Source organism: Acinetobacter septicus, assembly GCF_019355975.1.
Classification (GTDB): Bacteria; Pseudomonadota; Gammaproteobacteria; order Pseudomonadales; family Moraxellaceae; genus Acinetobacter; species Acinetobacter ursingii.
In genome coordinates, this window is sequence record NZ_CP079898.1 from 892,994 (window position 1) to 918,068 (window position 25,075).

The window sequence follows — 25,075 nt, forward strand, 5'->3', positions numbered from 1 at the left end:
ATGCAGAAAATGAAGCATCACTGTAAATAATATCGTGGCTCATTTTCCTTAAACTTTAAATCAAAATGGATTGGTTAAATGCGTTTGTTCATCTGCCAGAAAGTGAAGTAAATCCTGTGCAACCCGCTCCTGTTGGGTGGCTAGGACGCCATGCGGTTCTCCCTCATATTCGATCAGGGTCGCATTTGGTATCGCTTTTTTCACCGCATGCGCACTGACTTCAATCGGTACTGTTTTATCTGCGGTGCCATGAATCACCAATAAAGGTACGGTAAAAGCAGCAAGATCTGCTCTAAAATCAGTATAGGCAAAGGCTCGAACACAATCTACTGTGGCTTTAAGGCTTGCCTGCATGGCAACTTGTGTATTCCATTTGAGGAACTCATCACTAACAGCATGTTTGAGTAAGCCAACACCATAAAAGTCTTTAAAGAAATCGCTATAAAACTTTGGACGTTCAGCTAATAACCCTTCGATCATTTCCTGAAAAACTGACCCATCGACACCATCTGGATGATCATCAGTCTTTAATAGAAAGGGTACAACGGATGAAATCAGGGCAACTTTTTTAATATCTTGTGCCTGATAGCGACTTAAGTAACGCGCGATTTCTCCACCTCCCATTGAAAAACCAACCAACGTAACATCTGTTAATTGTTTATCTTCAATGATAGCGCGCAAATCGTCTGCCAATGTGTCGTATTGATACCCAGACCATGTTTGTTCAGAGCGCCCAAAACCACGTCGATCATAATGAATGACACGATAGCCAGCGTCGACAATTTTCATCGCAATCCAGTCCCAGCTATCAGAGGATAAAGGCCAGCCATGAATTAAAATAACAGGGGCGCCCTGTCCCCAGTCTTTTATATAAAGTTGTGCTTTTACATCGAGTGTTTCATATTCATTTTCAGTGACTGACATGGGTATTATTCCTTTAAGATGGCATACCCTTTTGAATCTACGTGTGATCAGTTTAAATTGATAAAAGAGGTGGTCCCACATGTTTGAACAACTAAAAGCTTATTTATAAGTGATACTCTGCTCTAGTTAAGCTACCTTATTTTGTTGTGGTAGCTGGTCATAGTAAAACTCATCTGGAGTCATTTTGTCCAGACTCGAATGAGGTCGTTTCAAATTATAAAATTCAAAATATGCGTTTAATTGCTTCTTCGCATCCAAAACATTGCTGTAGGCTTTGAGATACACCTCTTCATATTTAACGCTCCGCCATAATCGTTCAACCATCACATTATCAACCCATCGACCTTTACCATCCATACTGATTTGAATGCCATTTGATTTCAATACATCAATAAATGCATCACTGGTAAACTGACTGCCTTGGTCTGTATTAAATATTTCAGGTCGACCATATTTTTCAATAGCTTCATTTAATGTTTCTATGCAAAATGTAACCTCCATACTAATCGATACTCTATGCGCAAGTACCTTGCGGCTATGCCAATCAATCACAGCACATAAATAAACAAAGCCTTTTGCCATAGGGATATACGTTATATCCGTAGACCACACTTGATTACTGCGCTGAATAGCCAATCCTTTGAGCAGATATGGATATTTGCGGTGAGCTTGATTAGCCTGGCTTAAATTTGGTTTGCAATATAACGCATTAATGCCCATTTTCTTCATTAAAGTACGTGTATGACGTCGTCCTATATGATGTCCTTGACGATTCAACAAATCACGCATCATCCGGCTACCTGCAAAAGGGTATTGCATATGTAACTCATCCATACACCGCATTAGCTTCAGATCTGATGCACTCACAGGTTTTGGGCGATAGTAATAACAACCACGGGAGACTTTCAGCAGCTGAGCTTGCTTAGATACTGAAATCTGAAGTGAGTCATCGATTAACTTTTGTGGTTGAAGCGGCCCAGTTTCTTCAACACACCTTCTAAAAAATCAATTTCTAATGCCTGCTCACCGATTTTTGCATGTAGTTTTTTTAGATCGATGGGTGGTTCTGTTGGAGCTTTTGATTGATCGAAAGCTTGCGAGGAAGCTGAAATCAGTTGATTTTTCCAGTCGATAATTTGGTTTTGATGAACATCAAATTCAGCACTCAATTCAGCAAGTGTTTTTTCTGCTTTAATCGCAGCAAGTGCTACCTTAGCTTTAAAATCATTTGAATGATTTCTTCTTGGTCTACGTGCCATAAAATACTCCATATATTGATGTTTATAACATCATTTGGGGAGCAAAATATCACTTATAAGTGTTGTTCAAATTTCCTGATCCACCTCTAAAGCTAAAATGTTGATATTTTATACAGTACGTGAAACTGTGTAGACTTTACGTTTTTATGCCATAAACACTTACTCTCATGAAAAACCAGAGATCATCAATAAATTAGCCTGATGCAGTAAATATATAGAAGAAACAATCAAATGCTATGCTCATGATTCACCCACATAATTCATGCAACCTCTACATTTCGTTGCGAACTGTATTAGTTCAACAACAGTTCACCAATATTTCATTTTTTTAATCATTGTTATATTTGCCCTCATTCATCATTACAACAATGAAATCATCATGAAAACAGAACTTAGTACACAACTCCCTTCAATTATGGCCATGTGGGAATTCTTTAATGAAAACCTACATTTTAAATTGTCGAAATATGAATTTACCCAAGACGGGATTAAAGTTATCTATATTGTTATGGGTACAGATCAATCCGTAGAACCACAACCTAAACGGCTTTCCTGAATTGCTAAGTACACTTAATTAAGCCTAATACTTTGTTCTTTTGAGGATTTCAATTTCTTCAACTCGCTCAATCTGGGCTAATACAATTTGACTGGATTTAGCATCATATTTATTAACCCAAGCATAAAGAATATGAGTTGTTGTCCCAAGGCGATCAGCAACCTCGGCAATGCTGTAACCTTTCTCAGTTATTTGTTTAACAGCCTCAATCTTGAACTTATCGATATATCATTTCCCAGTCATAAAACACCTCTTTAATTAGCAATATTATCTAACTTAAAGATGTCTAAAAAATCGGTAACTATTCACAAAAGGCTTGCTTGTTAGGTAATGATTTTAAAATTTGTGCATATTAATATTTTAAACTAAAAAATCAAGGTCTTATCACCTCATCATCATTATAAAATGACCCTCAGTTGAGAGTCATTTTATAATTTAAGAATTACTATAAATTATGAAATATTCAAATTTTGATTAAAAATGATTATATTTCACTAACTCATCATACGAAATTTTACCAATTCGAGGGTGTGGCTGGCTGGCCCCCTTACCTACAGCAATCATCAGGCAAATCACATGATCTTCTGGGAGTTGAATGAGTTTTGCCATTTCTTCAAAATCAAAACCATCCATAGGACAGCTATCTAAACCTTGATCTTTAGCGAGCAGCATTAAGGTCTGAGCAAATATTCCTGCGCTTCGCATGACTTCATCACGTTGTGTTTGCGGACGCCCACGATAATATTGATCAATTGCACCAACCATCATTTTCTGAATATGATCTGGAACACCAGTCCAAACTAGACTCGCATCTTTTTCCCATGTATCTTGTTTGGCACACAATACGATCAGTAATGAAGCATCCGTGACTTGTGGTTGATCCCAAGCAATCTTACGAATCTGTTGTCTTAATTCTGGATCTTCAATTAAAACTGGTCGCCAATGCTGTAAATTAAATGCACTCGGTGCATTTTGCATGACATTTTCTATAAGTTGTTTTTTATCTTTTTGAGATAACTGAAACTCTGGGTCGAAATGTTTAACTGCCCGGCGCTGCTGGATGGCATCAAGAACATTCATTTTATTTCCTTTTTGATTAGTTTTAGATCACAAGACTTTGTAACGAGTAGCAACTTTAGCTGTTGAAAACTCAGGTAATAATTTCATACGTAATTGCTGGTAATCCTTCCATTGGTTTTCATCCTGAAGCACTGGTATGGTGATATTTTCTTTCTGGTCAAAACCTACAAGTGCGGCATCGACCAAATCACTTACTTCCATCATTGGAGGTAAAGTTTTAACATCCGAGCCTGAACGTTCCCAGATTTCTGTTTTGGTGGCAGATGGAAGTACTGCCTGAATATATACCCCTTTATCTTGAAGTTCGAGACTGAGTGCTTGACTAAAATATTGAATGAACGCTTTACTGGCACCATATAAGGTTAAACCAAATTCAGGAGCAAGACCGACCACTGAACCAAGATTGATAATGGCTCCTGATTTCTTCTGGATAAATTGTTGAGAGATTGCATGGCTTAACCTAACCACAGCCATTATGTTCAGAGTAAGCAGTTGTTCTATATTTTTTAAATCCTGTTGACTGAATGCTCCATTCAGGCTCATTCCTGCATTATTGACCAAAATCTCAATATCAGTATCTTGCTGAAGTATCTGCTCAACCCTACTGATATCCTGATCTTGTGTTAAATCAGCCTGAATCACTTCGACCCCAACCTGATAGGTTTGTATAAGTTGTTCGGCAAGACTGTTTAAACGCTGAAGATCACGTGCAACCAGAATCAGATGATATCCACGCTGTGCAAATCGATCTGCATATACAGCTCCAATGCCTGATGAGGCTCCTGTAATGAGTACTTTTGATGGTGTAGTCATTTGAATTGCTCTTTTTGATGTTATTTATAATCTAAAATATTTAAATTTTGATGTCAATCGTAATCAATGTATAATTTATTTAGAAATCACGTTATGCATAAGGGTTTTAACCATGAAAGTAAGCAAAATTCAGGTGCAAGAAAATCGTAAAAAAATTATTGAAAAAGCGACTCAGCTTTTTAGGAACCACGGTTATGACGGCATCGGGATTGCAGATTTGATGTCAGGTGCGGGTTTTACTCATGGTGGTTTTTATAAACATTTCGACTCAAAAACTGATTTGGTTAGTATTACGGTCAAACATGGTGTACAGCAATTACTGCATCGTATTCATAACATTGACTTAGATCAGTTTATTCATCTTTATGTTTCTAGATCTCACAGGGATCATCGAGATCAGGGGTGTTCTTTAACTGCCTTGTCCTGTGATGCAGCTAGACAACCTGATGAAGTGAAAATAGAGTTTGAGAATGGTATAGAGCAATTAATCAGGTTTATTACTGACAATCTGCAAAAAAATCAAAAAGACAATGTAGAAGGACAACGAGAAAAAGCCATCAGTATTCTCGCTGAATCTGTAGGTGCTATTGTACTTTCAAGGGCGTGTCTAGATGATTCCGGTTTGTCTAATGAAATTCTGGACGCATGTCGAGCAAATTTATTAACCCAGAATTAATTCTTAAATTTATCCCCCATGCTCTCAAATCTAATTTCTGCGACTTAAGAGTTACATATAATCCATACTCATTTAGTTTAAAACAGGGAGAATCTATCTCCCTGCTCTATATTCATTTGCTTATTTGATCTAATGATCAATAAAACAACTGACCACAGCTCTGACACTGAAAACTGCATGCTTTTTCGATGATAGGTAATCAAATCAATACCTTAATCTTTTAATCTATTCTTCAGTTCCTCACTGATATAACATCGATCCCCATACAGCTTTGCTTCCATAACGCTGACCAATTTCTCAACCATCTTAATGTCAGCGACATGCCAATTGGATAAAATAGAACAAGCGATTTCTCCCAATTGATTCATCACAATATGTAATTTACAGCCATAGAACCATCCCATTGAGCTTTTACCGCGAGACGCAATTCTGGCTAATGATTTATGACGTTGAATCCTTTAATTTTTACAAACAGGAAGAGTGGTTAAATCAATCCATAAATAGTGACTATGCTGGTCTTTCGTTAAAGCTACATGTAAAGCGTGCAGTGCCAATTGATGCATATTGATGAGATGGATCATCCGTTGGTAACAGGGCAAGCTTTTAAATAAATATCTTTTATCCTGTTTCAACTATGGGAAAAATGCTTTGAAATTATTGAAATGAGAACACTTGTATCAAACATCAATACAGAATAATGCAGTACTATTCAACATTAGGACTAGAATTGTGATTTTGGTGTGGTAACTCAACTGATGACTCAAATTCTCTTATTTTTGAAGTCAATTTCTTATCCGCGATTCGGGTTAACTCATGTCTTGTCGTATTCTTTTCTACGGTGACTGATCGCAGCTTTAATATGCTTATCAGACAGATTTATAACAAATTTAGCCATAATTTTACGGTATATTTTCATTTCTAATTAACATACCGTAAAATATGCCGTTAAAAATAAAGACATCCTAAAACGATATCGGACACAAATGGGGAGAGTTTAAACCTAATGATTTTTAATGTTTTTAAGATTTCATCGGAAAAGGTCAAATAGAGAGATGGTGCGCTCAGCGGGACTCGAACCCACGCCACAGGCTTCGGAAACCTGTACTCTATCCAGTTGAGCTATGAGCGCATGCGTGGCACATCATAGGCAAAAAAACGCATGGGGTAAAGTAAATAAGCAAGACTAATTGCATTTATGTTTAATTAATCATCACTTTAAAATAAATTTAAGTGCTCCATACATCTTTTGCACCCTATAAAGTGAATGACTATCGTTGCAAATTTAGTTTGATTAAATCCTATTAATACACTTGGCTTATGTTTTCAGATCGATCAAAATACCGCTATTATTTCGTATTGTGAGATTTTCATGACTGATGCATTGAAGTTACACGATTTGTCCAAGACATATCGCAATGGATTTCAGGCACTTAAAGGAATTGATTTAACTGTTCCTGAAGGCGAATTTTATGCACTCTTAGGACCAAACGGTGCAGGCAAATCAACCACCATCAGTATTATTAGTTCATTGACCAAAAAAACCTCTGGCACAGTCGAGATTTTTGGACATAATCTGGACACTCATCCTTCTCATGCCAAACAATGCTTAGGCGTGGTTCCCCAAGAATTTAACTTTGGTCAATTTGAGAAAACCTTTGATATTCTCGTCACTCAAGCGGGATATTATGGCATTCCGCAAAAACTAGCAGAACAACGTGCAGAACTTTATCTGGAAAAACTAGGACTTTGGGAAAAGCGTAATATCCAGTCACGTATGCTTTCTGGCGGTATGAAACGCCGTTTGATGATTGCCCGCGCCATGATGCATGAACCCAAATTATTGATTCTAGATGAACCTACTGCGGGGGTTGATATTGAACTTCGACGTTCCATGTGGGATTTTCTGGTCGAAATGAATAATAATGGTACCTCCATCATTTTGACGACCCATTATCTTGAAGAAGCTGAGATGCTCTGCCGTCGGATCGCAATTATTGATCGCGGTACAATCAAAGAAGACACCTCGATGAAAAACTTCTTGAATCAACTCAGTGAAGAATCTTTTATTTTTGATCTCGCTTATCCAATTGAACCCTTAGATAACATTAATATTATTGGCGTTCGATTTAACCAGATTGATCCAATGACTTTAGAAGTCACTATGGATAAAGCTCATTCGCTCAATGATCTTTTCCAGCTTTTAGAAGCTCAAGGAATCACTGTTCGAAGCATGCGTAACAAATCTAATCGCCTTGAAGAACTCTTTGTCAAAATGGTCGAAAAGAATCTTCAGGGAGCAGCATCATGAATTTCACCCAATTACAAACCGCACTCTGGACATTAGTTCGTAAAGAAATTCGTCGTTTCATGCGGATTTGGCCTCAGACCCTATTGCCACCTGCGATTACCATGAGTTTGTACTTCATTATTTTTGGTAATCTCGTCGGTTCGCGTGTGGGACAAATGGCTGGCTTTAGCTATATGCAATTTATCGTCCCTGGCTTGATTATGATGGCAATTATTACCAACAGTTATGCCAACGTCTCCTCCAGTTTTTTTAGTGCTAAATTTCAAAAAAGCATTGAAGAATTAATCATGAGTCCAGTGCCATTACATCTTATTTTATGGGGCTATGTGATTGGTGGGGTGTGTCGCGGTGTACTTGTCGGGATTATCGTCACCATTATGAGTTTGTTTTTCACAGACCTTTATATCCACAATTGGTTCGTGACGATCTATACCGTTTTAGTGACCGCTTTTTTATTTTCGCTTGGCGGCTTTATTAATGCGGTTTATGCCAAATCCTTTGATGATATTTCGATTATCCCGACTTTCGTACTTACTCCGCTGACTTATTTGGGCGGTGTATTTTATGCGATTAGTGCTTTGGCTCCATTTTGGCAACATTTATCATTAATTAATCCAATCGTTTATATGGTCAATGCCTTTCGTTATGGAATTTTAGGGCAAAGTGATGTCAATGTGATGCTTTCCCTTGTCATCGTAACAATTTGCTGTGCCGTTTTATATGCGGTCGCTTACTATTTATTAGCTCGTGGTTCAGGAATGCGTGAATGAGTGTTGAACAATCTTTATTGGGTAAAGAAACTGAATATCCTACTGAATATCAGCCCAGTGTTTTATTTCCAATTGCCCGTGCCCTTTCGCGTGAAAATTATGCTGACTTGAAAGGCATTACTCAGGGTTTAGACTGGTGGCATGTTTTTGAATTGTCATGGTTGAATGGCTTAGGTATTCCACAAGTTGCGATTGGTCGTATTACGCTACCCGCGACTTCAACCAATTTGATCGAGTCTAAATCGCTTAAACTTTATTTTAATAGTTTAAATTTTCATCGGCTCGATTCAAAACAGGATTTAATTGACCTTGTAGAACAAGATTTAAGCCAAGCTGCCAATGCAAAAGTGACGCTTGAATTGTTTGATGTAGATGCGCTAGAAATTACCAAACCTCAAGGCATCTGTATCGACGAGTTAATTCCTGAGCATCTGGAAAATCATCCAAATGCTGGACTTTTAAAACTAGATGCAGAACAGCAAGATCATGTGGATGTCACACTATTTTCACATTTATTGCGTAGTAATTGTCCTGTGACAGGACAACCCGACTGGGGCACGGTATTTATACGTTTTCAAGGGCTTAAGCCTTGTTATCGTAGTGTTTTGGCGTATATTATCTCCTACCGTCAGCACAATGGCTTTCACGAGCAATGTGTAGAACAGATGTTTGCCGATATCTGGACTCACCTGCAACCCGAAAAGCTGATGGTATATGCAACATATACACGTCGTGGAGGACTGGATATCAATCCATGTCGTGTATCGGATTTGTCATGGATGCCAAACCCTATCCGATTGGCTCGACAATAAAACGAATAATTGAGGAACTTATATGCCATTTTTTGGTTTTATCCCGTCTGAATCATTGCTCAACAATATTCAAACAGGTATTCAGAAAAAAAATTCAAGTGAACCGCTTTATCCATTACGTGATGAAGTTGCTTTACAGATTAATGATGAAATTCTGGATGCAATTTTGCTTGAGCTCGTCCGTCGTTTTCCTGAAAGTGATAAGCGTGAAACAGCCGAAAAACTGGCAGGCTATGTCAAATCAACAGTTGCTGTTCTACTTAAACAACTATTAAGTAAAGCACCGAACGATGTGGTTAAACAGTCCATCGAATTTTCTGAACATAGTTTACATAAAGACCCAGAAGGTCGTTATCGTGTCGGTGAAGATCTTGATCCGACACTGGTGACCAATCTTAAAAATAGCTTTGCTGAAATCAAAGCAGGAAACGAGGTCGATCGTCGCGTATTGTCTGAGCAATACAAACAATTTGCTGATGCTACAATTCGTCATTTCATGATTGATTTCAATAAAACTCTAGATTTAGGTATGATCAAACGAAAAGGTGCCGATATTGGCGCAGCAGCGGTAACAAAGGCCGTACATATTGCCATCGATAAGCTCATTCCTCATTTGCACAAAGAGGAAATTAATGCCTTGGCAGAATATCACGACACATTATTTTTCAATTGATTGATCGTTATAATAGAATCTTCATCGAAAACTCGGCAAAAGTCGGGTTTTTTTATTGCAAAATATGGATATACATTGCCTAAAACAGCAGTTATGTTAGCATGCGCCAAGCATTGATTGACCCTGTATAAAATCGCATGTCTCCAAGTTCTCAATACAAATTTTTACGTCAAGCTCCCCGTGATGGCTTAAGCACAGCCATGCAACCTTCACGCTTTCAAAAATTACATATTGACCCTTGGCTATGTACTTTTTTAATTCTCAACGCCTGTCTGGGATTGACCGTTTTATATAGCGCCTCCGCACAGGATGTTGGACTGGTCACCAAGCAAGCCATGAGTTTTGGTATTGGATTTGCCGTGATGATCACCTTGGCTCAGATCCCACCCAAAGTTTATCAAGCCTTTTCACCGTATTTTTATGCGTTTGGGGTTTTATCACTGATCTCCGTCATGGTATTTGGCGAAATTCGTATGGGTGCAAAACGCTGGATTGATATTCCAGGGTTTGGAAGTGTACAGCCCAGCGAATTTATGAAAATTGGCATGCCGATGATGATTGCGTGGTTTTTATCACGTAAACCACTGCCCCCAAGTTTTATGAATGTCATCCTCTCTTTAGTGTTGATTGGTATCCCTTTTCTACTAATCGCTGAACAGCCTGATTTGGGAACTTCTGTGCTCATTTTGGCCAGTGGTATGTTTGTACTTTTTCTCAGTGGACTATCTTGGAAAATGATTGGTGCTGCGCTGATTGGTGCTGGCATTATTATTCCAATTGCATGGGAATTTTTACTACATGACTACCAAAGACAGCGCGTACTCACTTTGCTTAATCCAGAAGCGGATGCTCTAGGTACAGGCTGGAATATTATCCAGTCTAAAACAGCCATCGGTTCTGGTGGCTTTTCAGGAAAAGGCTTCCTTGAAGGCACTCAATCACATTTACACTTCTTACCTGAAGGTCATACTGACTTTATTATCGCGGCATTTTCAGAAGAGTTTGGTCTGATCGGCGTCACTATTTTAATCCTTCTTTATTTTGCCATTATTTTTAGAACTTTCCAGATCGGTATGAACTGCTTCCATAACTATGGGCGTTTGGTTGCTGGTGCATTAGGTTTGTCCTTTTTTGTTTATGTATTTGTAAATGCAGGCATGGTCAGTGGTATTTTACCTGTAGTCGGTGTGCCTTTACCTTTTATGAGCTATGGCGGAACGGCAATTATTACCTTAATGGCCACTTTTGGACTGGTGATGTCCATTCACACTCATCGTTGATGGGTCACTCTATAATTAGGAAAACTTTAAATCATGTTGAAACTGGTATTGAAAAAACCATTGAAACAATTTTGTCTTTTTAGCGGTTTTCTTGCCGCAGCAGTATGTGCTGAAGCCAATGAATTTATAAATGATCCCAATTACGCAGCATTTAAACAAAAAACCATGTCCAAATATGGTCTAAGTGCCGAACAAATTGATAGTGCGATGAATGGCGCGCGAAACTTACCCAATATTTTAACCATTATGACCCGCCCTGGTGAAAGCAAACCGTGGTATGACTATAAAGCAATGTTTCTCAGCGAAGGAACGATTCAACGCGGTGTACGATTTAAAAATCAGTATGCAGATGTTCTCAATCGCGCTGAACAGCAATTTGGCGTCCCTCAGTCCGTTATTTTGGGCATTTTAGGGGTTGAGACGGGTTATGGCGCCAATAAAGGCTCTTTCATCACCCGAGATGCATTGGCGACACTGGCATTTGGATACCCACGCCGTGCTGAGTATTTTGGTGATGAACTGAGCTCCTTACTAGCATGGACGTATAAAGAAGGCTATCCAACTAATAATATTGTAGGTTCTTATGCAGGTGCGATTGGCTATCCACAATTTATGCCAAGCAATATTACCAAGTACGGCGTGGATTACGATGGCAGCGGACATATTGATTTAAGAAATTCCGCAGAAGATGCCATCGCCTCTATTGCAAATTATTTGGCTCAAAATGGCTGGCAACGTAACCGACCGATCGGATTTGCAGCACGTTATACAGGTTCTAATCCCGATAGTGTGATCGCCAAAGATCTGACCCAGCCTGTTCCCTATGGCACATTAAAAGATCAGGGCGTAACCCCACTTAATCCGATTATCAAAATCGATAATCTAGATCTGGTAAATGTCATTCAACTTCAAGAAAATTATGGGCCTATGTACTATATCACTTACCCAAATTTCCAAGTGATCACGACCTACAATCGAAGCAGAATGTATGCGACTGCTGTGTGGTTATTGGGTACTGAAGTTGCAAGCCGTTAACACTAATTTTTAAATAAAATACAAAAGTCAATAAAAAAATTTGAGCAATCGCTCACAAAAAACGCTTTTTAAATATCTTGTTACAATATTGATTATTTATTAACCATTTTTTGTGAGTTTTTGTCCTTTTTGTAACTTTTTTCTAGCAAAGACTAGACACCATGATTGAGCGCTGAATATTATCCTCCACCATAAAGCAATTGCAAAAGTGAATAATTTAGACACTTTTCGCTTTATTTTTTTAGGAATCCGCCTGAATTAAAAAGCGTTCTTTGTGTCTGTAGGAGTTTAAGTAATGCAGTTTTCGCTAAAATATGCCTTAGCGCTCACAGTCGGACTGGCAGTTACGCAGTCACAGGCTGAAATGATGCCAGCAAGCCCTCTTTCAAATGATACTGAAAGTTCAAGCCTTGCAGCACGTGTGCTAAACAAACAGTCTCAAAGTTTCAATTCACATTTTTCAAATTTGAATAGTCTTTCAATCACCGAAAGTTCTGGTGACAAAATTCGTCGTCAAACCATTGCGGCAAAAATTGAAGTTCCTGAAGATGAGCCTTCAGTGATTGAAAAATTAAATACAGTTGCATCAAACACTGTTCGTAAATTTACGCAAACAGGTGTTGCATCTTGGTATGGTCGTCAGTTTCACGGTCGTAAAACAGCCAGTGGCGATACATTCGATATGAATGAGTTAACAGCTGCCCATCGTAGCTTGCCGTTAAACTGCTACATTCGAGTGACCAATAAAGACAATGGTAAAAGCGTTGTTGTGAAAGTCAACGATCGTGGTCCTTTCCATGGTAATCGTGTGCTTGATTTATCTTATGGCGCAGCAAAACGTATTGGCATTACCAGTGCAGGTACTGCTAAAGTCAGCATTGAACGTGTTGATGGTCCAAATTCTTAATCCTTAGCACTCCTATTCACTGCTTTTATAGAGCCGCTTCATGTGGCTCTTTTTTTCATTTTCTAAGATGAAAATTATCTCGACAAGCGTTGTTTTTTTCATCTCTCAAACGCTTAATTCTGACGTTTTTTGTACAGATTATTTTTATATTTAATTTTATTTTTCTATTTGCTCACCATTTGCGATTAGAGCCGTTTAATTTAAAAAAGCTACCCTAGTATTGTTTTTATCAAATATTACGTTTATACGCGTTTTAAAGGCGCTAATACGCCAAATATTATGAGCAATTTTACGTTGTGTTGTATTTTTCTTTAAAATTGCATGATTTTGAACGTTCAATTGGACAAGATGACTGGTACATTCAATATGACTTTTGACGCATTTAAAATTCTGGTCTATATTCAATTTTAGAACCGTTTTTAACATGCAGGGAGTGCATCATGAAAACCATCACAGAATGGTTTGATGAATACAGCGATAGTCATCAAAATAAAACCAACAAAGCCATTCACTGGGTCTGCGTTCCCGCTATCCTTTTTTCGATTATTGGCATCATTGCCCATTTTAGTGCTTTACTCACAGCACTGTTATTAGTACTTACCCTAGTTTTTTATGCTCGACTTGATCTTGTACTGGCCATTGCAATGATGGTCTTGATTGCAATCATGGCATGGTTAATTTACATCCTTCCTGTAGGAGTTGGATTCTATATCGGTGTATTTATCGTTGCCTGGATGGGTCAGTTTTATGGCCATAAAGTTGAAGGAAAAAAACCATCTTTTTTCAAAGATTTACAATTTTTACTGATTGGACCAGTCTGGTGTATGGATGCTTATCTCGCAAAAGTATTTCCAAACTGGAAAAGTCGTCAGCTAGGTTTATCCAATTCATAAACTAGCCTTTAAGCTTTAGGCTGATTTCGCCTAAAGCTTATAGCGTATGAAACATAAAATTTAGCGCATAAAAGAACAGTAAGCTAATGATTACATTATAGATAATTTTTATGCGAAAATAAGCCAATACCACACACAAAATAGCGGCATATAGATAAGCATTTGTCGGAAGCGCCCTAATTTGATTACCCTCAAAAAATACGATTGGCAAACAAATCGCAGTCAACAAACAGGGTGCTGAATATTTCAACATTCGTTCAATAAAGGTTGGTAGTCGAATATGAATATTGGGCGATAAAAAGATATAACGATTAAAAAATACGATAGCAGCTAACGCACAGATCATGAGCCATGTCATTCTTTGCTCTCCTCTGCAAAGCGCTCCAAATAAACAGCAGTCACCATTCCCAGCAAACCTGAAATCAAAATTGCACCTTCTACCTGATACATTCGCAAAATAAAACCACTCAGACAGGTCACCAAAACCGCCGTCACAACTCGGAAGTTTTTAATTAATGGAATAACCATTGCCACAAAGATCGCCACAATTGAAAAGTCCAGATGATAATTCATCAAGTTTGGAACCATATGTGCAAGCAAAATTCCAACCACACTAAACACCACCCAAAACAGGTAAAAACATAACCCCGCACCTAACATATAATCTGGATGACGTTTTTCTGGCGACAGACTCACTGCAAATAATTCATCAGTTAGTAAAAAACCAAGAGGAAGTCGCTGTTTAACGGGTAACACTGAAATGTTATTTCTAAAGGTCAACGCATAAATAAAATGCTGAGAGGTTAGAAAAAATATTGTAATGAGAATAGTCAGTGTTGATGCCCCCTCCATCACCAAACTTAAACTCACCAACTGAGCCGCCCCAGCAAAAACCAACGAAGACATCGCAAAGGCTTTAGCAAAAGACAAACCTGCATTGACAGCCATCGAACCTGCCAGAATCCCCCACGGAATAACTGCTATGGAAAGTGGCATAATTGCCATGACGCCCTGAAAAAAAGGACGCGTCCTAAATGATGAAGAATCAGGTAAAGACATTGAATACTCATCCAAATTTTGATTTGAAGGTGAATAAATACAAATTATGGACGATTTTAAAGTTGTTGCCTTGTATAAAATTGCTATTCAGTGAGATTAACTGAGTTTGAGTATCTTAGATTGGCGATATATTGAGCAGGTGTTACACCCATCGCCTTTTTAAAATGTCGATTAAAATGACTTTGGTCAGAAAAGCCACATAGCGTTGCAACAGCCGCAATTGAATGTTCCTTTTTAAGCATTTGTCTTGCTTTATGCAATCGTACTTGTACCAACCAACCATGCGGTGGCAATCCTACGTATTTTTTAAATTGGCGTAAGAAATGCCACGCACTCAGACCTGCCAAATTCGCCAATTCAGTTAAACTATAATGATTTTCAGGAGTACTCGCCAATAACTCCTTAATCATTAATATTTTTCTCTGAGCTTCTGGTACATTGACCAAGTTACGCTGATATTGTCCATGACGCGACATAAGGTAAGTTAAAGTAGACAAATACATACTTTCTTTCAGCAAAACATTCTCTTTTTGCTCAAGCAAATCAAAAAGTAAACACAATTGCTGGGCCAGCCCTTCATCGCGTATTACAGCTTGCGGAAACCACGGCGCTCCGTGCCGATCTACAAAAACATCTCTGCCAATTTCACTCAACATTTCAGGGGTTGGATAAATCGCACGATAACGCCAACCCGACTCCACAGCGGATGAGCCTGTATGAATTTCATCGGCATTGACTAAAATAATATCGCCTTTGGGCGCGATATGCAGCTCACCCGTCCTAAAAAAAGACTGTGCGCCATCTTCAATTACGCCAATACAATAGCCTTCATGCACATGTTTGGAAAATTGTGTCTGATGATAATGTGCTTTTAGTAATTCTAAGCCACCTAATTCACGAACATGTAAATAGTTGGCTTGTTCTTGCTGCATATTTTGCCTCATTCTGATCTACAAGCAACCTTAGCATGTACAGACAAACTGTCTAGAATAAAATTGCTGTAAATCACAAATCACTGCGATTTGATTTACTCGATATTTTACTATTCCCAAACATTAAACACTTATTGATAAGTTTGTCCATTATGCTTTAACCAACCATTTTCATGGGTACCACGAGGATCACGATGCGTCCAGTGAACGATTCCACCCTTTGGGTTGTATTCATATTCACCATTAAACTCAACCGTATCGCCTTTTTTTAAATGCTCAATGCGAGGCGCAAGGTCAATATTATGCGCAACTAAAACCGTTAAACCATTCGCTAAACTCAGTATAAATTTTTGATGACGAGAACCCTCATGATCATCAGCCAGAACTGCTTTAACTTTACCGCTAGTCTGCACCTGAATATGACTTCGATGCTGTGCAAAAGCATCTGAAATAGCTTGTAAACCTTGTTGTGCTTGAGTTTGGTTATCTTGATTCTGACCCAGCACCACTTGATTTTGCATTTCATGGTGGGTAGTGTCATTATTTAATCGTGAATTTGGCTTTATAAAGGAATACGCATAATAACCCGCTATAAATGCAATGATAGCGATCATTAAATAGTTTTGTTTCTTGCTCATTGTTGTTCTCATCTACTTGTTATGCATCATCTAAATATAAAAAAAGCCCCAAACGGGGCTTTTCTTGGCAAAATAAAATTATTTTGCAGCGGCTTGAGCAGCAGCAACTTCTTCAGCGAAGCTCATTTCTGCTTTTTTCTCAATCCCTTCACCCACTTCGAAACGTACAAACTCAACAACATTAGTACCAGATGCTTTTAATACATCAGCAACTTTCTTGTCATTGTCGATAACATACATTTGACGATCAAGTGCAACTTCGTTCAAATATTTTTCAACTGAACCAGATACCATTTTTTCAACGATATTTGCAGGCTTACCAGATTCAATTGCTTTTGCTTCAGCAATTTCTTTCTCTTTCGCGATAAGGTCAGCAGAAACCGCTTCAGCATTTACTGCAACTGGATTGAACGCAGCAACGTGCATTGCAATACCTTTACCAGTTTCAGCATCACCCGCATAAGAAACCACAACACCGATACGAAGACCGTGTTTGTATACTGCAAGTGCATCACCAGTGACGATTTTGGCACGGCGAACTTGAATGTTTTCACCAATTTTTTGAACAAGCGCAATACGAGCTTCTTCAACAGTTTGGCCATCAGCTAATTTTAATTCTGCAATTTTAGCAGGATCAGTTTCACCTGAAGCCAAAACTGCTTGAGCAACGGCATTAGAGAAATTTGCGAAGTTTTCGTCTTTTGCAACGAAGTCAGTTTGGCAGTTTACTTCAAGCAATACTGCTTTGTTACCTTCCTGAACGATCGTGATCGCGCCATCAGCTGCAATGTTACCCGCTTTTTTAGCAGCTTTTGCTTGACCAGATTTACGAAGGTTATCAATCGCAAGCTCAATGTCACCGTTCGCTTCTGTTAATGCTTTTTTGCATTCCATCATTGCAAGACCAGTACGGTCACGTAATTCTTTTACCATGCTTGCAGTAATTGCAGTCATGTTGTTCTCCTAAATCGGTAGAAAATAAATCTGTTCAACAAAAACGGCCCTAAGTAAAACCTGGGCCGTTTGCTTTTCGACGCTTTAATTTGCCACCATTACATGTCGCAAAAATGACAAGCTTGCGTCAAAACGCATTAAGCCTCAGGAGCTTCTTTCGCTTCTTCGCCTTTTGCTTGTGCATTTGCTTGAGTTTGAGCGTATTCTTTACCAGCAAGAATTGCATCAGCCATTGCTGAAGCATACAAAGTTACTGCACGGATCGCATCGTCATTACCAGGAATAATGTAATCAACATTGTCTGGGTTTGAGTTTGTATCAACGATACCGATAACAGGAATACCTAAGTTTTTAGCTTCTTTAATTGCAATTGCTTCGTGGTCAACGTCAATTACAAATAATGCGTCAGGTAAACCACCCATGTTCTTCACACCGCCTAAAGAACGCTCAAGTTTATCCATCTCACGAGTACGCTCTAACGCTTCACGCTTAGTCAGCTTAGCGAAAGTACCGTCTTGAGATTGAGTTTGAAGGTCTTTTAAACGGTTGATAGATTGGCGAAGTGTTTTCCAGTTCGTCAACATACCACCTAACCAACGGTGATCTACATAGGGTTGACCAGCGCGTTGAGCTTGTTCACGGATGATGTTTGAAGCAGCACGTTTTGTACCAACGAACAAAACTTTGTTCTTTTTGCTTGCTAACTGGTTAGCGAAGTTCAAAGCATCATTTAACGCAGGAACAGTATGCTCAAGGTTGATGATGTGAATTTTGTTACGCGCGCCAAAAATGTATTGACGCATTTTTGGGTTCCAGAAACGAGTTTGGTGACCAAAGTGCGCGCCTGCTTGAAGAAGGTCACGCATGCTTACGTTGTATTCTGCCATTTTTCTTTACCTTAAAGTTGGGTTAGGCCTCCATATGTCCAGCATTCTCCACCTTTATAAAAGGCACCCAGAGTAACGTGACGACATATGTGCGGATTTTTCCAGTCCATCAAATTTGTTCGTAAAGGATATTCACGAAAAGCATTTGATAAAATGGGCGGCTATTTATACCATAGACACCTACAAATTACCAAAAGTTTTTAGAGATCATGAATAGTACTTATACAGCCCCTCGCCGATTAATTAAAACTCCTGATGAAATTGAAAAAATGCGCATCGCAGGCAAGCTGGCGGCTGAAGTGTTGGACATGATTAAGCCGCATATTGTCCCGGGTGTAACCACGCTTGAACTCGACACCATTTGTCATGATTATATCGTCAATGTTCAACAGGCCATTCCGGCATGTTTGGGTTATGGAGCAGCGCCTGGTCGTCCAGCGTTTCAGCATGTCATTTGCACCTCGGTCAACCATGTGGTTTGTCACGGCATTCCTTCTGAAAACAAAGTGTTAAAACATGGCGATATTTTAAATATTGATGTCACGGTGATTAAAGATGGTTATCACGGTGATACCAACATGATGTATGTGGTCGGTGGTGAAACTTCTATTCTGGCAAATCGCCTATGTAAAGTGGCTCAGGAAGCTATGTATCGCGGTATGGAGACTGTAAAAGCAGGTTCTTATATTGGTGATATTGGCTATGCGATTCAAAAATATGTGGAATCAGAACGTTTTAGCGTCGTACGTGAATATTGTGGACATGGCATTGGAACTGTCTTTCATGATGAACCACAAGTCTTGCACTATGGTCAAAAAGGTACGGGGATGCAACTTGAAGCAGGTATGACATTTACCATTGAGCCTATGGTCAATGCGGGTGTCTGGCAGACGAAACTTTTAGGCGATAAATGGACGGTGGTCACTAAAGATCATAAATTATCTGCACAATACGAACATACCATTTTGCTGACTGAAAATGGTCTTGAAGTTTTAACTGCACGTCCAGAAGAAGACTTATCACGTTTTCAAAAATAGTTGAATCCTCATCTTTTCTTCATAAAGGCTACATTTTGTGGCCTTTTTTGTGTATTTTTACAGTATTTATTATGCATATTTTCAAAAAACATACCTAGTATTTCATTTTCATTACATTTATTAATTTTTTTTGAACATTGTAAAAAATAAAAAAGCGTTATGGTGGGCGCATAAAAATTATCTACAAACGTAAATTGGACATGGAGTCCCCTCATGAAAAAGTCTTTGCTAGGAATAGCGACGAGTCTTATTGTACTACCCACTTTATCTTATGCCGATTCACCTTATTTTAGTTTTAAGGATGGCGATGGCTTTAAGCGTTTTTCCGCCTCAATTGGTTGGTTACATGCCATGCCACAAGGAAAAGCCAATAATGTCAATGTGAATACCAGTATTGCTGAAGGAACTACCGCAAAAGTCGGAGAGGTTTCAAAAGATGCTGTACTTGATGCTGCGGTAAAAGATTCAAATCCTGTACTTTATGGTGCTCTGCAACTTCTGCCTTTAGAAACTTTACCGAGCGGTTTATCTGGAACATCAACTATTAATGGATTGTCTAATTGGCAGGCGGATGGAACTGGTCTCGAAGCAGATGATGTTGATACTGTCGGCATGATGTTGAATTACCATTTTACCGATCATGTCTCTCTTGAGGTTAAAGCAGGTATTCCACCCAAAGTGGATATAAAAGGTAAAGGCGATATTTATGCACCCTTGTCAGGATCAGCGGATACTCCATTGGGTTCAATAGATCTTAAAAAAGACATTCACATCACTGATTTAACTCAGGGTGGTAAGGCAGCCTCAGTACGCGCTTGGTTACCTGCCGCAGAATTACATTACCAATTTGGTAAATCTGGTGTAAATAAATTCCGTCCCTATGTAGGTGTTGGGGTGATGTATGCCTATTTTAATGATGTAAAACTGAACTCAGGGATTGAATCAGATTTGGTTGCCGCAGGTCACATGATTCAAAATATTCACGATGGACAAGCTGGTGCAGCATTAGATGGTAAGACATCCTCTGCCGATCCACGAGTAAAAGTCAAAACTACCGATACTTTTGCACCAATTGCAACTTTAGGAGCAACCTATGATTTTAATGAAAATTGGTTTGCTGCGGGTTCAGTGTCTTATTCAAAAATGAATAATGAAGCCAAAATTAGCGTCACTGACAATAATACAGGTAAAGAGTTGATCAATGCTAAAACCAAAATCGATATTGACCCCATCATTACTTATGTTGGTGTAGGTTATCGTTTTTAATCTATTTTACGATTAAAGCAGCTTAGGCTGCTTTTTTTATTAGTGTAACTTTCAAATAATAGAGAGGCTGTATCGAATTTTGTAGATTCGTGATCTACAATAGCGCCAAACTATTATTTCTTCGTCGATAAATATGTCTAATCCAAATACTACATTTTCTAAGACCATGATTTATATGCTCATTGGAAGTGCATGTATTTTGGCATTGTCATTGGGTGTACGACATTCTTTTGGCTTGTATTTAGTTCCCATGAGTCACCAGTTCGGCTGGAGTCACCAAGTCTTTAGCCTCGCCATCGCCATGCAAAATTTAATTTGGGGTGTAGTTCAACCTTTTACTGGGGCTTTGGCAGACAAATACGGCAGCAAGAAAGTCGTTGCTTGTGGCGGGGTTCTTTATATGCTTGGCTTATTATTGATGGCTTTTAGTTCGACTGGATTATTTCTCAATCTCAGCTTAGGACTGATTTTAGGAATGGCGCTCTCCGCAACCTCTTTTTCTGTTCTTCTTTCTGCCGTTGGACGAGCAGCCGCTCCAGAAAAACGCAGTATGGCGATGGGAATTGCCAGTGCCGCAGGCTCTTTCGGTCAATTCATTATGCTTCCAACCACGCTTTTGTTATTACAACATTTTGGCTGGTCAGCAACTTTAATTATTAGTGCCATTCTAATTGCATTGATTATACCGCTCGCATTGACACTTAATGCCCCTGCTTATCGAGCGCCTAGCTTTAGTGCCATTCAACCCAGTAAAACATTTAAAGAAATTTTAACGCTTGCCAAAAATCATAGACCCTTTTGGTGGTTAGCGTTAGGATTTTTAGTCTGTGGCTTTCAAGTCGTATTTTTAGGTGTACATTTACCGGGTTATTTGATTGATCATGGGTTCGATGCCACAACAGGAACTGTCTTTTTAGCTTTGGTTGGACTTTTTAATATTTTTGGAACTTATGGCGCTGGCTGGCTCGGCGATCGTTATTCAAAGCCTAAATTATTAATGCTTCTGTATGGCTTACGCGGCATCGCGATTATCGCATTTCTGTTAATTCCGCTTTCCAATATCACCGTTTATGCTTTTGGTATTGTAATGGGGCTACTCTGGTTATCCACCGTACCCTTAACCAATGGTATTGTTGCCAATATGTTTGGTGTTCAATACTTATCTATGCTGAGTGGTATTGTATTTTTCACGCATCAGGTCGGTTCATTTTTTGGTGGCTATCTGGGCGGACTCAATCACGATATGACAGGAAACTACAATGCAATCTGGATGATTTCAATTGCATTGAGTATAGTGGGTGTATGCGTACACTTCTTTGTCACTGAGGAGAGTGTGATTGATGATTAGTCTAAATTCACTTAAATATCTGGTCGCTTTCTTTGTACTGACTGCTTTGGTGATGGCAATTTATATGTGGTCAAAAACACCTGAACTTTTTCATTATTTCAATCAGGCATTTTGTCCTCATTAAAATCGGATATTTGTTTATCACAAACACTTAAAAATATATAAAACAAATGGATAGATCAAAAAAAATAATCCATCATAAGCTTTGCTTTTTTTCTCATTTTAATATGTTGCGGGTCTTTTCTATGCTTGGATAATTCCCAAATAATTAGAGCGATATTAGATGAGCAGCCTAACGCAACTCTCACAAGCCATTCATGATGCACCACGTTGGCATCAGCCAGAATATTTTCAACATACAGATGAAATCCAAATTGTGGCTCAGAAAGACCAAGCGTTGGGCGCAGTAGTGACAGGACTTGATGCAAGCAAGGCTCAATCTGGTGAAACTATTTTTAAACTTAAACGCGCATTGGCCGAACATTTAATTCTTATTTTTAAAAATCAACGTTTAGATGATTTACAATTTTTGGCTTTTGCTAGTTACTTTGGTTCAATTTTCCGCCCGAGTAAAGATAACCCAGTGCTAGGCTATGACTTAGAAACAGGTGTTCCACCCGATGTTGTTCCAGTTTCCAATGCAGTTGGTCAGGGTGATTATACTGGTCACGGCGAACTTGCTCCACATGCCGATCATCAGTGGACACCACTTCCCTCGTTTGGCTCTTTACTGTATGCAATTGAACTACCTCAAGATGGTGGAAAAACTTCATGGTTCAATACCATTGCTGCTTATGATGCTTTGGATAAAGCAACCCAAGCTCATGTCGATCAATTACAACTGATTACTTATAATCCTTTTGTTCGTGCGCAAAGCAATAAAGGCTCAGGTAATTATAGCAATAGTCCTTTGTATCGTTTCAAGGATCAACCCATTTTAGGACATGCGTATCCTCACCCATTGGTACGCACCCATCCAGAGACTGGACGTAAAGCATTATGGCTGAATAGCAAAAGTGAAGTTGAATTGGTCAATTATGATGATCAGGCAGGTGCAAAATTAATTGCAGAATTACGTCAACATCTAGAAAAACCTGAGTTTCGCTATCAACATCAATGGGAAACTGGAGATATTGTCTTTTGGGACAATCAAGTGACGTTGCATGCCAGAGAACCCTTTCCAGCCGATCAAAGACGTTTGTTAAAAAGAATTAGCTTGGCAGGCAGTCGCCCCTTTTAATAAAAAATCTAAATTGTCATAAAACGATCAAATTTGTCTGTTTTAATAAAAAGAAAAACAAAACAAAAATAATCAGAGGTCATCGCAAAAAAGCCCGTCAAATGACGGGCTTAATTTTATCCAGACCAATATTTTCTAAATATTCGATCTTAGAACAGTCGATTTAAACCATTCAACGCAGCCACACGATAGGCTTCTGCCATCGTTGGATAGTTAAATGTAGTTTCCATAAAATACTTCATCGAATTATTTGGACTTTGCATGATGGCCTGCCCGATGTGAATAATTTCAGAAGCATTATTGCCAAAACAGTGAATACCCAAAATTTCCAAAGTATCGCGATGGAATAAAATTTTAAGCTCGCCCACCGTATCACCCGTGATTTGCGCACGTGCCAAATGACGGAACGATGACTGACCAACTTCATAAGGAATTTTTTCTTCAGTCAACTGTTGCTCAGTTTTACCAAAACATGAAATTTCTGGAATGGTGTAAATCCCGGTCGGAATATCGGTTACAGGTTTTACATTTTCCTCGCCACTCATATTGGCACCCGCACAACGACCTTGGTCATACGCCGCAGAAGCTAGCGAAGGCCAGCCGACAACATCACCCGCTGCATAAATATTTTCAGCTTCAGTCTGATATTTTTCATTGACTGCGAGCTGACCGCGACTGTTCGGAGTCACACCCACGTTTTCAAGCCCCAAACCATCTGTGTTGCCTGAACGCCCATTACACCAGAGAATTGCATCAGCTTTGATTTTCTTGCCACTTTGTAAATGCAGAACCACATAATCATCATGAGTTTCCAAATGATCAATTTGTTCATTATGGCGAATTAATACACCTTGTTCACGCAAGTGATAAGACAATGCATCTGCAATTTCATCATCTAGATAACTTAGTAGTTTTTGTTGCGTATTAATTAAATCGACTTTGTGATTTAAACCAATAAAAATAGAAGCGTATTCACAGCCAATCACCCCCGCACCATAAATAATGATTTTTTGAATAGTGAAATCCAGATCCAGAATTTTATCCGAATCAAACACACGTGGATGTTTAAAATCTAAACCTTGTGGCTGGTATGGGCGGCTACCCGTTGCGATGACTAATTGATCAAATACGATCGTTTCCTTGACCCCTTCAGGATTAAAAACGATGACTGTATTTTTATCCTGAATATACGCGCGCCCATGAAATACATCGATATTATTGCGATCGTAGAATCGTGTATGAGTCGCAACTTGTTGTTGAATCACGCGATGTGCATTACTTAACACCTGTTTCATGGTGAACTTTTTCCATTCACCGACTTTTTGAAACATTGGATCACGTTGATAACGAATAATACTAGAAACAGTTTGACGAAGTGCTTTACTTGGAATCGTACCAACATGGGTACAGTTGCCACCCAGTTGCTCTCGAATATCCACAATTGCAACTCGCTTACCCGCTTTTGCAAGCTTCATTGCCGCGCCTTCGCCCGCAGGTCCTGAACCGAGAACTACCGCATCATATCTAACGAAATTCCCACTAATGACCTCTTTCTTACGTGGCATTTAAAGCTCCTGTGCAATCTAATTATGCTGCTATTTTATAACAAACTATAGCTAATATGCTGTGCAATAATGTATTTCTCAAGCCAATATCTTTGCATAACGACATTTTTTAAATGAATAGTGAATTTGCCCAATTTACCGCTAAGTCCGTTATAATAGTCAA

Annotated in this window: 26 protein-coding genes, 1 tRNA gene and 2 pseudogenes; 15 read left to right on the plus strand and 14 right to left on the minus strand. The window is 38.9% G+C overall.

What is annotated here, in order from left to right; genetic code table 11:
• Nucleotides 1-60: 60 nt before the first annotated feature.
• Both I6L31_RS04355 and I6L31_RS04360 read right to left on the minus strand, forming a co-directional pair.
• Nucleotides 61-924: an alpha/beta fold hydrolase gene (locus I6L31_RS04355; RefSeq protein ID WP_005004791.1), complete on the minus strand. Its 864-nt coding sequence runs from the start codon at nt 922-924 to the stop codon at nt 61-63.
• 126 nt (nt 925-1,050) lie between these two features.
• Nucleotides 1,051-2,183, minus strand: a protein-coding gene (locus I6L31_RS04360) for an IS3 family transposase (RefSeq protein WP_223235881.1) whose coding sequence is annotated in 2 segments (ribosomal slippage) — nt 1,051-1,931 and nt 1,931-2,183 — 1,134 coding nt in all. Because the reading frame shifts where the segments join, the coding sequence is not laid out codon by codon here.
• A 379-nt stretch (nt 2,184-2,562) separates the two neighbouring features.
• On the opposite strand from I6L31_RS04360, the gene I6L31_RS04365 reads away from it, so the two are divergent.
• Complete coding sequence (locus I6L31_RS04365; RefSeq protein WP_162897700.1) at nt 2,563-2,739, plus strand: hypothetical protein; 177 nt, start codon at nt 2,563-2,565, stop codon at nt 2,737-2,739.
• Nucleotides 2,740-2,835: 96 nt separating this feature from the next.
• Here I6L31_RS04365 and I6L31_RS18635 read toward each other — a convergent pair.
• The 3 genes and pseudogenes from I6L31_RS18635 to I6L31_RS04380 form a co-directional block, all read right to left on the minus strand.
• A pseudogene (locus I6L31_RS18635) lies at nt 2,836-2,964 on the minus strand (transposase); the annotation flags it as partial.
• A gap of 249 nt (nt 2,965-3,213) precedes the next feature.
• Nucleotides 3,214-3,819 (minus strand): nitroreductase family protein, encoded by a 606-nt coding sequence (locus I6L31_RS04375; protein ID WP_005004793.1) that lies wholly within the window; start codon nt 3,817-3,819, stop codon nt 3,214-3,216.
• Between the two features lie 27 nt (nt 3,820-3,846).
• Nucleotides 3,847-4,632: an SDR family NAD(P)-dependent oxidoreductase gene (locus tag I6L31_RS04380; RefSeq protein WP_005004794.1), complete on the minus strand. Its 786-nt coding sequence runs from the start codon at nt 4,630-4,632 to the stop codon at nt 3,847-3,849.
• A gap of 112 nt (nt 4,633-4,744) precedes the next feature.
• Here I6L31_RS04380 and I6L31_RS04385 point away from each other — a divergent pair, with 112 nt between their 5' ends.
• Nucleotides 4,745-5,308, plus strand: coding sequence for a TetR/AcrR family transcriptional regulator (locus I6L31_RS04385; RefSeq protein ID WP_005004795.1), 564 nt, complete (start codon nt 4,745-4,747; stop codon nt 5,306-5,308).
• Between the two features lie 215 nt (nt 5,309-5,523).
• Here the strand turns inward: I6L31_RS04385 and I6L31_RS04390 are convergent.
• Both I6L31_RS04390 and I6L31_RS04395 read right to left on the minus strand, forming a co-directional pair.
• Nucleotides 5,524-5,985, minus strand: a pseudogene (locus tag I6L31_RS04390) (IS982 family transposase); the annotation flags it as partial.
• 376 nt (nt 5,986-6,361) lie between these two features.
• A tRNA-Arg gene (locus I6L31_RS04395) sits at nt 6,362-6,437 on the minus strand.
• A gap of 240 nt (nt 6,438-6,677) precedes the next feature.
• On the opposite strand from I6L31_RS04395, the gene I6L31_RS04400 reads away from it, so the two are divergent.
• The 8 genes from I6L31_RS04400 to I6L31_RS04435 all read left to right on the plus strand — a co-directional run bounded on the left by I6L31_RS04400 (nt 6,678) and on the right by I6L31_RS04435 (nt 13,986).
• Nucleotides 6,678-7,616, plus strand: coding sequence for an ABC transporter ATP-binding protein (locus tag I6L31_RS04400; protein WP_004988582.1), 939 nt, complete (start codon nt 6,678-6,680; stop codon nt 7,614-7,616).
• Complete coding sequence (locus tag I6L31_RS04405) at nt 7,613-8,386, plus strand: ABC transporter permease (protein ID WP_004988590.1); 774 nt, start codon at nt 7,613-7,615, stop codon at nt 8,384-8,386. The genes I6L31_RS04400 and I6L31_RS04405 overlap by 4 nt, the downstream gene beginning before the upstream one ends.
• Complete coding sequence (gene queF, locus I6L31_RS04410; protein WP_005004796.1) at nt 8,383-9,198, plus strand: NADPH-dependent 7-cyano-7-deazaguanine reductase QueF; 816 nt, start codon at nt 8,383-8,385, stop codon at nt 9,196-9,198. The genes I6L31_RS04405 and queF overlap by 4 nt, the downstream gene beginning before the upstream one ends.
• Nucleotides 9,199-9,220: 22 nt before the next feature.
• The gene (locus I6L31_RS04415; protein WP_004988601.1) at nt 9,221-9,871 is read left to right on the plus strand and encodes a hypothetical protein; all 651 of its coding nucleotides are present in this window, start codon (nt 9,221-9,223) and stop codon (nt 9,869-9,871) included.
• Nucleotides 9,872-10,008: 137 nt separating this feature from the next.
• Entirely contained in the window at nt 10,009-11,151 is a 1,143-nt protein-coding gene (gene rodA, locus I6L31_RS04420; protein WP_004988605.1) for a rod shape-determining protein RodA, read from the plus strand.
• A gap of 33 nt (nt 11,152-11,184) precedes the next feature.
• On the plus strand, nt 11,185-12,186 hold the full coding sequence (gene mltB / locus I6L31_RS04425) for a lytic murein transglycosylase B (RefSeq protein WP_005004797.1): 1,002 nt from the start codon (nt 11,185-11,187) through the stop codon (nt 12,184-12,186).
• 295 nt (nt 12,187-12,481) lie between these two features.
• Nucleotides 12,482-13,093, plus strand: a complete 612-nt coding sequence (locus I6L31_RS04430; RefSeq protein WP_004988609.1) for a septal ring lytic transglycosylase RlpA family protein — start codon at nt 12,482-12,484, stop codon at nt 13,091-13,093.
• Between the two features lie 440 nt (nt 13,094-13,533).
• The gene (locus tag I6L31_RS04435) at nt 13,534-13,986 is read left to right on the plus strand and encodes an Mpo1 family 2-hydroxy fatty acid dioxygenase (protein ID WP_005004798.1); all 453 of its coding nucleotides are present in this window, start codon (nt 13,534-13,536) and stop codon (nt 13,984-13,986) included.
• A 37-nt stretch (nt 13,987-14,023) separates the two neighbouring features.
• Here I6L31_RS04435 and I6L31_RS04440 read toward each other — a convergent pair whose 3' ends face one another.
• The 6 genes from I6L31_RS04440 to rpsB form a co-directional block, all read right to left on the minus strand.
• A complete protein-coding gene (locus I6L31_RS04440; RefSeq protein WP_005004801.1) occupies nt 14,024-14,344 on the minus strand; it encodes an AzlD domain-containing protein in 321 nt (106 codons plus the stop codon).
• Nucleotides 14,341-15,045 (minus strand): AzlC family ABC transporter permease, encoded by a 705-nt coding sequence (locus I6L31_RS04445; RefSeq protein WP_005004804.1) that lies wholly within the window; start codon nt 15,043-15,045, stop codon nt 14,341-14,343. Before I6L31_RS04445 ends, I6L31_RS04440 begins: the two co-directional genes overlap by 4 nt.
• 83 nt (nt 15,046-15,128) lie before the next feature.
• Entirely contained in the window at nt 15,129-15,977 is an 849-nt protein-coding gene (locus I6L31_RS04450; RefSeq protein ID WP_005004805.1) for a helix-turn-helix transcriptional regulator, read from the minus strand.
• A 131-nt stretch (nt 15,978-16,108) separates the two neighbouring features.
• On the minus strand, nt 16,109-16,615 hold the full coding sequence (locus I6L31_RS04455; RefSeq protein ID WP_005004809.1) for a DUF3465 domain-containing protein: 507 nt from the start codon (nt 16,613-16,615) through the stop codon (nt 16,109-16,111).
• 78 nt (nt 16,616-16,693) lie between these two features.
• Nucleotides 16,694-17,569 carry a translation elongation factor Ts gene (gene tsf / locus I6L31_RS04460; protein WP_005004811.1) on the minus strand — a complete coding sequence of 292 codons (876 nt, stop codon included), beginning with the start codon at nt 17,567-17,569 and terminating at the stop codon, nt 16,694-16,696.
• Between the two features lie 137 nt (nt 17,570-17,706).
• On the minus strand, nt 17,707-18,456 hold the full coding sequence (gene rpsB, locus I6L31_RS04465) for a 30S ribosomal protein S2 (protein WP_004988625.1): 750 nt from the start codon (nt 18,454-18,456) through the stop codon (nt 17,707-17,709).
• A 209-nt stretch (nt 18,457-18,665) separates the two neighbouring features.
• On the opposite strand from rpsB, the gene map reads away from it, so the two are divergent.
• The 5 genes from map to I6L31_RS04485 all read left to right on the plus strand — a co-directional run bounded on the left by map (nt 18,666) and on the right by I6L31_RS04485 (nt 23,347).
• Entirely contained in the window at nt 18,666-19,493 is an 828-nt protein-coding gene (gene map, locus I6L31_RS04470; protein WP_005004812.1) for a type I methionyl aminopeptidase, read from the plus strand.
• A gap of 213 nt (nt 19,494-19,706) precedes the next feature.
• The gene (locus I6L31_RS04475; protein WP_005004815.1) at nt 19,707-20,759 is read left to right on the plus strand and encodes an OmpW/AlkL family protein; all 1,053 of its coding nucleotides are present in this window, start codon (nt 19,707-19,709) and stop codon (nt 20,757-20,759) included.
• A 133-nt stretch (nt 20,760-20,892) separates the two neighbouring features.
• Nucleotides 20,893-22,107: an MFS transporter gene (locus tag I6L31_RS04480; RefSeq protein ID WP_005004816.1), complete on the plus strand. Its 1,215-nt coding sequence runs from the start codon at nt 20,893-20,895 to the stop codon at nt 22,105-22,107.
• Nucleotides 22,100-22,231: a hypothetical protein gene (locus I6L31_RS18435; RefSeq protein ID WP_004996870.1), complete on the plus strand. Its 132-nt coding sequence runs from the start codon at nt 22,100-22,102 to the stop codon at nt 22,229-22,231. The genes I6L31_RS04480 and I6L31_RS18435 overlap by 8 nt, the downstream gene beginning before the upstream one ends.
• Before the next feature lie 159 nt (nt 22,232-22,390).
• The gene (locus I6L31_RS04485) at nt 22,391-23,347 is read left to right on the plus strand and encodes a TauD/TfdA dioxygenase family protein (protein ID WP_004988635.1); all 957 of its coding nucleotides are present in this window, start codon (nt 22,391-22,393) and stop codon (nt 23,345-23,347) included.
• A 149-nt stretch (nt 23,348-23,496) separates the two neighbouring features.
• On the opposite strand, the gene sthA is transcribed toward I6L31_RS04485, so the two are convergent.
• Nucleotides 23,497-24,912, minus strand: coding sequence for a Si-specific NAD(P)(+) transhydrogenase (gene sthA, locus I6L31_RS04490; protein WP_005004819.1), 1,416 nt, complete (start codon nt 24,910-24,912; stop codon nt 23,497-23,499).
• Nucleotides 24,913-25,075 lie beyond the last annotated feature (163 nt).

Bases quoted from the DNA above. Each gene is read 5' to 3' on its own strand.
- I6L31_RS04355 (WP_005004791.1), bottom strand. From the start codon at position 924: ATGTCAGTCACTGAAAATGAATATGAAACACTCGATGTAAAAGCACAA.
- I6L31_RS04365 (WP_162897700.1), top strand. From the start codon at position 2,563: ATGAAAACAGAACTTAGTACACAACTCCCTTCAATTATGGCCATGTGG.
- I6L31_RS04375 (WP_005004793.1), bottom strand. From the start codon at position 3,819: ATGAATGTTCTTGATGCCATCCAGCAGCGCCGGGCAGTTAAACATTTC.
- I6L31_RS04380 (WP_005004794.1), bottom strand. From the start codon at position 4,632: ATGACTACACCATCAAAAGTACTCATTACAGGAGCCTCATCAGGCATT.
- I6L31_RS04385 (WP_005004795.1), top strand. From the start codon at position 4,745: ATGAAAGTAAGCAAAATTCAGGTGCAAGAAAATCGTAAAAAAATTATT.
- I6L31_RS04400 (WP_004988582.1), top strand. From the start codon at position 6,678: ATGACTGATGCATTGAAGTTACACGATTTGTCCAAGACATATCGCAAT.
- I6L31_RS04405 (WP_004988590.1), top strand. From the start codon at position 7,613: ATGAATTTCACCCAATTACAAACCGCACTCTGGACATTAGTTCGTAAA.
- queF (WP_005004796.1), top strand. From the start codon at position 8,383: ATGAGTGTTGAACAATCTTTATTGGGTAAAGAAACTGAATATCCTACT.
- I6L31_RS04415 (WP_004988601.1), top strand. From the start codon at position 9,221: ATGCCATTTTTTGGTTTTATCCCGTCTGAATCATTGCTCAACAATATT.
- rodA (WP_004988605.1), top strand. From the start codon at position 10,009: ATGTCTCCAAGTTCTCAATACAAATTTTTACGTCAAGCTCCCCGTGAT.
- mltB (WP_005004797.1), top strand. From the start codon at position 11,185: ATGTTGAAACTGGTATTGAAAAAACCATTGAAACAATTTTGTCTTTTT.
- I6L31_RS04430 (WP_004988609.1), top strand. From the start codon at position 12,482: ATGCAGTTTTCGCTAAAATATGCCTTAGCGCTCACAGTCGGACTGGCA.
- I6L31_RS04435 (WP_005004798.1), top strand. From the start codon at position 13,534: ATGAAAACCATCACAGAATGGTTTGATGAATACAGCGATAGTCATCAA.
- I6L31_RS04440 (WP_005004801.1), bottom strand. From the start codon at position 14,344: ATGACATGGCTCATGATCTGTGCGTTAGCTGCTATCGTATTTTTTAAT.
- I6L31_RS04445 (WP_005004804.1), bottom strand. From the start codon at position 15,045: ATGTCTTTACCTGATTCTTCATCATTTAGGACGCGTCCTTTTTTTCAG.
- I6L31_RS04450 (WP_005004805.1), bottom strand. From the start codon at position 15,977: ATGCAGCAAGAACAAGCCAACTATTTACATGTTCGTGAATTAGGTGGC.
- I6L31_RS04455 (WP_005004809.1), bottom strand. From the start codon at position 16,615: ATGAGCAAGAAACAAAACTATTTAATGATCGCTATCATTGCATTTATA.
- tsf (WP_005004811.1), bottom strand. From the start codon at position 17,569: ATGACTGCAATTACTGCAAGCATGGTAAAAGAATTACGTGACCGTACT.
- rpsB (WP_004988625.1), bottom strand. From the start codon at position 18,456: ATGGCAGAATACAACGTAAGCATGCGTGACCTTCTTCAAGCAGGCGCG.
- map (WP_005004812.1), top strand. From the start codon at position 18,666: ATGAATAGTACTTATACAGCCCCTCGCCGATTAATTAAAACTCCTGAT.
- I6L31_RS04475 (WP_005004815.1), top strand. From the start codon at position 19,707: ATGAAAAAGTCTTTGCTAGGAATAGCGACGAGTCTTATTGTACTACCC.
- I6L31_RS04480 (WP_005004816.1), top strand. From the start codon at position 20,893: ATGTCTAATCCAAATACTACATTTTCTAAGACCATGATTTATATGCTC.
- I6L31_RS18435 (WP_004996870.1), top strand. From the start codon at position 22,100: ATGATTAGTCTAAATTCACTTAAATATCTGGTCGCTTTCTTTGTACTG.
- I6L31_RS04485 (WP_004988635.1), top strand. From the start codon at position 22,391: ATGAGCAGCCTAACGCAACTCTCACAAGCCATTCATGATGCACCACGT.
- sthA (WP_005004819.1), bottom strand. From the start codon at position 24,912: ATGCCACGTAAGAAAGAGGTCATTAGTGGGAATTTCGTTAGATATGAT.